At 63.4% G+C, this 8096-nt stretch carries 7 protein-coding genes; 5 read left to right on the top strand and 2 right to left on the bottom strand.

Annotated features, from left to right (window positions below):
- The 3 genes from rpoD to ACK4OE_RS24175 form a co-directional block, all read left to right on the top strand.
- The coding region (rpoD, locus tag ACK4OE_RS24185) for an RNA polymerase sigma factor RpoD (protein WP_409888886.1) at positions 1-2091 on the top strand (2091 nt) is incomplete at its 5' end.
- A gap of 287 nt (positions 2092-2378) precedes the next feature.
- Positions 2379-3401 (top strand): Bug family tripartite tricarboxylate transporter substrate binding protein, encoded by a 1023-nt coding sequence (locus ACK4OE_RS24180; RefSeq protein ID WP_409888884.1) that lies wholly within the window; start codon positions 2379-2381, stop codon positions 3399-3401.
- A gap of 64 nt (positions 3402-3465) precedes the next feature.
- Positions 3466-5076, top strand: coding sequence for a methyl-accepting chemotaxis protein (locus tag ACK4OE_RS24175; protein ID WP_409888882.1), 1611 nt, complete (start codon positions 3466-3468; stop codon positions 5074-5076).
- Between the two features lie 59 nt (positions 5077-5135).
- On the opposite strand, the gene ACK4OE_RS24170 is transcribed toward ACK4OE_RS24175, so the two are convergent.
- On the bottom strand, positions 5136-6404 hold the full coding sequence (locus ACK4OE_RS24170) for a CaiB/BaiF CoA transferase family protein (RefSeq protein ID WP_409888880.1): 1269 nt from the start codon (positions 6402-6404) through the stop codon (positions 5136-5138).
- A gap of 322 nt (positions 6405-6726) precedes the next feature.
- Between ACK4OE_RS24170 and ACK4OE_RS24165 the strand changes: the two genes are divergently transcribed.
- Both ACK4OE_RS24165 and ACK4OE_RS24160 read left to right on the top strand, forming a co-directional pair.
- Positions 6727-7035, top strand: a complete 309-nt coding sequence (locus tag ACK4OE_RS24165; protein ID WP_063462008.1) for a winged helix-turn-helix transcriptional regulator — start codon at positions 6727-6729, stop codon at positions 7033-7035.
- A gap of 151 nt (positions 7036-7186) precedes the next feature.
- A complete protein-coding gene (locus tag ACK4OE_RS24160; protein WP_409888878.1) occupies positions 7187-7546 on the top strand; it encodes an FKBP-type peptidyl-prolyl cis-trans isomerase in 360 nt (119 codons plus the stop codon).
- Positions 7547-7669: 123 nt separating this feature from the next.
- Here the strand turns inward: ACK4OE_RS24160 and ACK4OE_RS24155 are convergent.
- Positions 7670-8096: sodium:solute symporter family transporter (locus ACK4OE_RS24155; RefSeq protein WP_409888876.1), on the bottom strand; the 427-nt coding region annotated here is incomplete at its 5' end.

Below are 8096 nucleotides of genomic sequence, written 5' to 3'. Positions count from 1 at the left end.
AAAGCCGCCGGTGCCGCCGAAGCCAAGGCCCCCGCCAAACGTGGCCGCAAGCCAAAGGCGGGTGCCGGCGACGAAAGCGGTGACGACACCGACCTGTCCGACATCGAAGCCGACCTGGAAGGTGAAGTCGAAGAGACCACCACCGAAACGGCAGCCACGGTCGAGAAGGTCAAGCCCCTGCGCATGAAGATCAGCAAGGCGAAGGAACGCGCCTTGATGAAGGAATTCGGCCTGGACGAAACCGTCCTGTCCGAAGAAGACATGGCCAAGCGCCGTGCACGCCTGAAGGCGCTGATCAAGCTGGGCAAGACGCGCGGCTACCTCACGCACGTAGAAATTAACGACCACTTGCCCGACAAGCTGGTCGATGCCGAAACCCTCGAAGCCGTCATCACCACGCTGAACGACCTGGGCGTGGCGGTGTACGAGCAGACGCCTGATGCCGAGGCGCTGATCATCACGGACAACGCCCCTGCGGGCGCCACCGAAGAAGAAGCCGAAGAAGCCGCCGAAGCCGCGTTGTCCACCGTGGACTCGGAATTCGGCCGCACCACCGACCCGGTTCGCATGTACATGCGCGAAATGGGCACGGTCGAACTCTTGACCCGCGAAGGCGAAATCGAAATCGCCAAGCGCATCGAAGGCGGCCTGATGGCCATGATGGAGGCGATCAGTGCATCGCCCGCCACCATTGCTGAAATCCTGAACATGGGCGAAGACATCCGCGAAGGCAAGGTCGTCATCTCGACCATCGTGGACGGTTTCTCCAACCCCAATGAGGCCGACGACTATGTGGCCGAAGAAGACTTTGACGAGTTCGACGAAGCCGATGACGACGACGGCAAGGGCGGCTCCAAGGCCCTGACCAAGAAGCTGGAAGAACTCAAGAAGCAGGCGCTGGAACGCTTTGACAAGCTGCGCGAGCTGTTCGAAAAAGTGCACAAGGTGTACGACAAGGAAGGCTACGGCACGCCAGCCTATGTCAAGGCGCAAGCCGCTTTGTCAGCCGAGCTGATGACCATCCGCTTCACCGCCAAGACCATTGAAAAGCTGTGCGACATGGTGCGCGGCCAGGTGGACGATGTGCGCAAGAAGGAGCGTGAGCTGCGCCGCATCATCGTGGACAAGTGCGGCATGCCGCAGGAAACCTTTGTGAAGGATTTCCCGCCCAACCTGCTGAACCTGAACTGGGTGGAAAAGCAGGCCGCTGCCGGCAAGCCCTGGTCTGCCGTGATGGCGCGCAACGTGCCGCCCATTCAGGACCTGCAGCAAAAGCTGATGGACCTGCAGTCGCGTGTGGTCGTACCGCTGCCTGAACTCAAGGGCATCAACAAGCGCATGAACGAAGGTGAAGCCACCTCGCGCGATGCCAAGAAGGAAATGATCGAGGCCAACCTGCGCTTGGTGATCTCGATTGCCAAGAAGTACACCAACCGTGGCCTGCAGTTCCTCGATTTGATCCAGGAAGGCAACATCGGCCTGATGAAGGCGGTGGACAAGTTCGAATACCGCCGCGGCTACAAGTTCTCGACGTACGCCACGTGGTGGATTCGCCAGGCCATCACTCGCTCGATTGCCGATCAGGCGCGCACCATCCGTATCCCGGTGCACATGATCGAGACGATCAACAAGATGAACCGCATCAGCCGCCAGCACTTGCAAGAGTTTGGCTTTGAGCCCGATGCGTCCATCCTGGCGGCCAAGATGGAAATCCCTGAGGACAAGATCCGCAAGATCATGAAGATCGCCAAAGAGCCGATCTCCATGGAAACGCCGATTGGCGACGACGACGACAGCCACCTGGGCGACTTCATCGAGGACGGTGCCAACACCGCGCCTATCGAAGCCGCCATGCAGGCCGGCTTGCGCGACGTGGTCAAGGACATCCTCGATGGCCTGACCCCCCGCGAAGCCAAGGTGCTGCGCATGCGCTTCGGTATCGAGATGACCAGCGACCACACGCTGGAAGAAGTGGGCAAGCAATTTGACGTGACGCGCGAGCGCATCCGCCAAATAGAAGCCAAGGCGCTGCGCAAGCTCAAGCACCCAAGCCGCTCGGACAAGCTGCGCAGCTTTATCGACTCGCTGTAAAGCAACCCTGCAGCCATCCGGCTTGACGCCCTGCCCGCAATTGCGGCGCAGGGCGTTTTTCATGGGCGCGTGCAGCACCACCCCGCGTTTACCCTGATGCCACGGACAGCAGACTGACAGTTTGGAGGGCGACCATTGCCCGCACATCGGGACGCTTCGATGCCGCGCGAATTGATGGGGTTGCCGACACACTGCCGAGACACGGTGGCGCCACCAAAAGATCAAACCCTGCAGTAGCCGCGCCCGCTGATTTCTGAAATCACGCCATACCTCGCAAGGGACGCCGCATGCCTGTACCTATCAACCGCCGCAAAGCCATTGCGCAATCCGTTCTGGTCGCCACGGCCTGGACAGCGTTGGGCACTTCTGCCTGGGGCCAGACCAGTGCCGCCGCAACCCGCCCCGCACTGCCCAAAGCGCCCAAGCTGGCAGGCACGTTGCGCATCGTGATTCCCGCCAATCCCGGTGGCGGGTGGGACCAGACAGGCCGCGCGCTGGGCGCTGCACTCACCGCTGCGGGCGCCAGCGACCAGGTGGAGTACGAGAACATCGGCGGCAAGGGCGGCACCATCGGACTGGCCAAATACGTCGAGAAATACGGCAACGATGCCAACACCCTTTTCATGGGCGGGATGGTGATGGTGGGCGCCGTTGCACTGCAAAAGCCTGCCGTGGACATGACCCAGATCCAGCCCCTGGCCCGTCTGACCAGTGACTACCTGGTGGCCGCTGTCGCCGCCTCGTCGCCCATCAAGAACACCAAGGACCTGACAGATGCGCTGCGGGCTGACCTGCGCGGCATGCCCGTGGCTGGCGGCTCTGCCGGGGGCGTGGACCACATGTTTGCAGGCGTACTGGCGCGTGCCGCTAAAGCCAAACCCGAAGAGCTGGTCTACAAGCCGTTTGCGGGCGGCGCTGAAGTGGTGGATGCCCTGGTGACCGGGACAGCATCCGTGGGCCTGTCGGGCTACAGCGAATTCAGTGATGCTCTTGCGTCCGGCAAGCTGCGCGCCATTGGAGTATCGTCACGCCGCAGCGTGTTCGGGTTGCCTGCATTTCGCGAACAAGGTCTGGATGCCACCATGGCCAACTGGCGCGGCGTGTTTACGGGCAAGGGGGTGTCTGCCGGCCGTACGGCAGAAATGCTCGCCGCTGTAGAGGCCGCCACCCACCACGAGTCATGGATGCGCACCCTCAAGCAGAACCGGTGGGAACCCTCTTGGCTCACCGGGAAGGATTTGGCAGAGTTCATGGAACTGGACCTCACGACCGCCCGCGTGATGGTGTACCTGCTGAAACTGAAGGCCTGATCCCACCGTGAGGGCCACAGGCCTATGCGCCTACAGGCCTGCTGCAGAACCTTTGGAGACTCCAATGAAAATGTCCAACCACTCCATCGGTGCGCGCATGGCCACCGCCCTGGGCCTGGTGCTCGCACTGTTGCTGGGCGCCGCGCTGTTCGGCATCTCGGCCCTGTACAACGCACTGGGCACGTATGACGCCACCGTGCTGGAACGCGTCGCGCAAGAGCGCGCCGTCAGCCGGATGGAAAGCGAGTTCAAGACCCAGGTGCTCGAATGGAAGAACACGCTGCTGCGCGGAGAAGACGCCCGCAAGCGCGAACTGCACTGGGCCGCGTTCCAGGCCAGCGAAAAGCGCGTGGCCGACGCCGCCAAGGCGCTGGAGCCACAGTTGACCGATGCGCAGGAGAAGGCCGCGCTGCAGAACTTCACCAACGCCCACACGCAGATGGCGCAGGGTTATCGCAAAGGGTTCGAGGTGTTCCAGTCGCTGGGCTTTGTGCCTTCAGCGGGCGATGCCGATGTGGCCGACATAGACCAGGGCCCCGCCAAGCTGCTGACCGAGCTGGGGCAGCAGGTGGCCACCAGCAGCGCTGCCATCGCGCAGCAGGCAGCGCAGGACGCGCGGCGCGCACTGGTCAGCAGCCTGGTGGCGCTGGCCCTGGTGACCGCATTCGGCGGGTGCGCAGGCTGGCTGCTGACGCGCTCGGTGGTTCGGCCGCTGGGGGCTGCGGTGTCGGTGGCCAACAAGGTGGCTGCCGGGGACCTGACCACCACCATCGAAGTGGATGGCAAGGACGAACCCGCCCGCCTTTTGCAGGCGCTGCGCGCCATGCAGGACAACCTGGAGAACGTGGTGTCGGGCGTGCGCAGCAATGCCGAGGGCGTGGCCAGCGCCAGCGCTGAAATCGCCCAGGGCAACGCAGACCTGAGCATGCGCACCGAAGAGCAGGCGTCGTCGCTGGACGAAACCACGTCGTCCATGCAGCAGCTGCAGGCTACCGTTCAGCAAAACGCCTCGAACGCGCAACGCGCCAACGAACTGGCCCGCAATGGCGCATCGGTGGCGCAGCGCGGCGGCGCCGTGGTGACGCAGATGGTCGAGGTCGTGCAGGGCATTCAGGACAGCTCGCGCCGCATTGCCGACATCATTGGCGTCATCGACGGCATTGCGTTCCAGACCAACATCCTCGCGCTCAACGCCGCTGTCGAGGCAGCCCGCGCAGGAGAGCAAGGCCGGGGCTTTGCCGTGGTAGCCAGCGAGGTGCGCAGCCTGGCCACCCGCAGCGCAGGCGCGGCCCGCGAGATCAAGGAACTCATTCAGACCAGTGTAGAGCGCGTGCAGGCAGGCTCCGACCTGGCCCGCAATGCGGGCACTACGATGACCGAGGTAGTCTCGTCCATCCAGGGCGTAAGTGCCCTCATGGAAGAGATCAGCCAGGCCAGCGCCGCACAGACCAGCGACATGCTGCGCGTGACCAAGGCCATCGTGCGCATGGACGAGGCCACCCAGCAGAACGCGGCGCTGGTAGAAGAAAGCGCCGCCGCGGCGGGCAGCCTCAGCGGCCAGGCACGCCAGCTGGTGGAAGCGGTGGAAGTGTTCAGACTGCGGGCGGATGGCAGAAGCCACCCTGTGACCCCGACGCCGTCACGCGGCGGCAACGGGTTACTTCAAATTTCATAGCTGTCCGCGCTTTCTGGATAAGCGGTAGAGTCAATTTTTACTCATAATTTTGAATCTGATCAGGCCACCGCGTGCTTCTCTCGCAGGGCTTGCACCTGCGCGGGCGTGTAGCCCAGTTCAAGCATTAGCTCGTCGGTGTGCTGCCCCATCACCGGAGGCTGCAAGCGCACGCCCAGACGGTGGCCGTCCATGCGCAATGGGAACAACGTGGTGCGGGCAGTCTGCCCTGCGCGTTCGCCGTCGGGCAAGGTGATGTCGGCCAGACCCCCGGTGGCGTTGAGGTGCGGGTCGTCAAAGAGCTGCTCGGGCCTGGAGATGGGTGCGAACGGCAAACCGTTTTTCTCAAAGACAGCCGCCAGCTCGGCGGCGCTATAGGCGGCCAGGCGCTGGCGCAGATCGGGCATCAGCGTGGCACGGGCACGCACACGGTCGTTGTTGGTGGACAGTTGCGGATCAGCCTTGAGGTCCTCAAACCCCATGGCGTCGCAGAATGTGGTCCATTGCGCGTCGCTGACGGCGGCCAGAAAGATCTGTTCGCCATCCTTCACGCTGAACACGTCATACAGCGCCCACGACGAAATGCGGTCGGGCATGGGCGCGGCAGGCTTGCCGGTGACGGCGTACTGCATCATGTGCTGGCCGACCAGGAACACGTTGTTCTCGAACAGGGCCGAGTCCACCTCTTGCCCGCGGCCGGTGATGCCCCGCTGCATCAAGGCCGCCATGGCCCCGATGGCGCCGAACATGCCGCCCATGATGTCGTTCACGCTGCTGCCCGCACGCAGCGGGTCGCCGGGGCGCCCAGTCATGTAGGCCAGCCCGCCCATCATCTGCACCACTTCGTCCAGCGCGGTGCGGTGCTCATAGGGGCCGGGCAAGAAGCCGGTGTGGTTCACGTAGATCAGGCGGGAGTTGGCCTGGCTGAGTGCCGCGTAGTCAAGGCCATATTTGCCCATCACCCCCGGCTTAAAGTTCTGGGCCACCACGTCGGCAGACTCTGCCAGTTTGCGCGCCACCTCCAGGCCCTCAGGGCTGCGCAGGTCCAGCGCAATGCTCTTCTTGTTGCGGTTGAACATGGGAAAAAACCCCGCGCCCGCGCCCAGCAGGTGGCGCGTGCGGTCGCCCTCCACCGGCTCCACCTTGATCACTTCGGCGCCCAGGTCGGCCAGCACCATGCCGCAGGTGGGACCCATCACCATGTGGGTGAACTCCACGACGCGCAGCCCCTGCAGCGGCAAAGCGCGGGGAGCATCAGTGGCCGCAGACGCATCGGGCGTTGCAGCGTTGGCGGATGGCGATGGGCGGGGGAACAAAGCGGTAGAAGTCATGGCGCAACAATAAAGGATGCGGCCGGGACGCCTGGCAATTTGCCAAGTCAGCGCCATCGCCTGTAGCGATGGGGCGCACCTGCCAGAGCGTCATCGGGACCTGTGGAGCCTTCTGCCGGGACTACGCCCATCCGTGGCCGCTTCGCAACATTTTGATAGCAAATATCGCATTTTCTCGCCTTAGCGCATATGTGCCGTGCGTTCTGAGCTACCAAACTTGTAGCAAAACCGGTTCCGCGCTATAGTCTCAGCGCATCAGCGGGCTTGGCTCAGGCCACCCGTTCCGAACTTAGATCCAACACTTGCGCGAGGAGAAGCGTCCATGAGCTCCAAAGAAAATGTCGCCATCAACCAGTTGTTTGAACGGCTTGAGTGCCGTTACGCACTGCGCGTGCTGTGGGCCCTGAAGGACGGTCATCCCCAGACCTTCCGCCTGCTGCAAGACAGCGTGGGGGGCATTACCCCCAACACCCTCAACACCCGCATCAAAGAGCTGCGCGAAGCCGGGTTTGTGGACCACGGCAGCGACGGCTACACAGTTACCCCATCGGGCGCCGACCTGCTCAAGCGCCTGAGCGATGTGCAGGCCTTTGCCACCCGCTGGGTGGCAGGCCGGGCCAAGAAGGCCTGAAGCCCACCCGCCCCCCTGCCCCTTTCTGGGCAAAGCCCCGCCGGACCTCCGAGCGGGGCTTTTCGTTAAAATGGGGGTCAAAAATGCTTCTAGCGCTTATCTATAAAGCGCTGATAGCTATATTTTCAATAGCAAACCAGGAATTTCAACCATGGCAATGACCACCACCGCATCCGGCCTGCAATACGAAGACACCACCGTGGGCGAAGGCGCCGAGGCCACCAAGGGCCAGAACGTGTCGGTGCACTACACCGGCTGGCTCTACAACAATGGCGAGCAAGGCGCCAAGTTCGACTCCAGCCGCGACCGCAATGACCCGTTTGAGTTCTCGCTGGGCGGTGGCATGGTCATCAAGGGCTGGGACGAAGGCGTGCAGGGCATGAAGATCGGTGGCCAGCGCACGCTTATCATTCCGGCAGCTTTGGGCTATGGTGCACGCGGTGCGGGCGGCGTGATCCCGCCAAACGCCACGCTGAAGTTTGATGTGGAACTGCTGAAGGTCGGCCGCTAATCGCCGACGAGTGTTTGCGCCCTGCCACCACCACGGTGCTGGGCAACCAAGGCGGCCTGCGGGCCGCTTTGTCGTTTCATGGGCTTGAAACGCTGCGCGGGCGGGGCAGAGGAACCCGCGAGGTCACATTTCCGAGCGCACCACCTGCCGTGCTGGCGCGGGGCGTGTGATCCAGCTCACGACGGCCGCTGCCACCAACCCCGCGGGTACGCCAAACACCCCGGCAGATATGGGCTGAATGCCAAACCAAAGCCCATCGGCCAGCAGCCAGGCAGGCAACACCTGCATGGCAGGTACATGGGACAGCATGTAGTACACGGCCACCCCCAGACCTGCCAGCATGCCCGCCACCGCCCCCTGGCGCGTGGTGCCGCGCCAGAAGATGCCCAGCACCATCACCGGCACAAAGGCCGACGCCGCCAGCGAGAAAGACGCTGACACCATAGGCAGTATCTCCGCCGGCTTGAGCGCGGCCACAAACGCTGCCGACAACGCAACCGCCAGCAAGGTGAACTTGGTGAGGATCACGCGCTGCTCGGGCGATGCCTTG

The sequence above is a fragment of the Acidovorax sp. genome (assembly GCF_046314175.1).
GTDB lineage: Bacteria > Pseudomonadota > Gammaproteobacteria > Burkholderiales > Burkholderiaceae_C > Acidovorax.
This window is presented reverse-complemented; position numbering and strand designations above follow the sequence as displayed.

What these genes read in the sequence shown, in the direction of transcription:
- ACK4OE_RS24180 (WP_409888884.1), top strand. Translation starts at nt 2,379, where the DNA reads ATGCCTGTACCTATCAACCGCCGCAAAGCCATTGCGCAATCCGTTCTG.
- ACK4OE_RS24175 (WP_409888882.1), top strand. Translation starts at nt 3,466, where the DNA reads ATGAAAATGTCCAACCACTCCATCGGTGCGCGCATGGCCACCGCCCTG.
- ACK4OE_RS24170 (WP_409888880.1), bottom strand. Translation starts at nt 6,404, where the DNA reads ATGACTTCTACCGCTTTGTTCCCCCGCCCATCGCCATCCGCCAACGCT.
- ACK4OE_RS24165 (WP_063462008.1), top strand. Translation starts at nt 6,727, where the DNA reads ATGAGCTCCAAAGAAAATGTCGCCATCAACCAGTTGTTTGAACGGCTT.
- ACK4OE_RS24160 (WP_409888878.1), top strand. Translation starts at nt 7,187, where the DNA reads ATGGCAATGACCACCACCGCATCCGGCCTGCAATACGAAGACACCACC.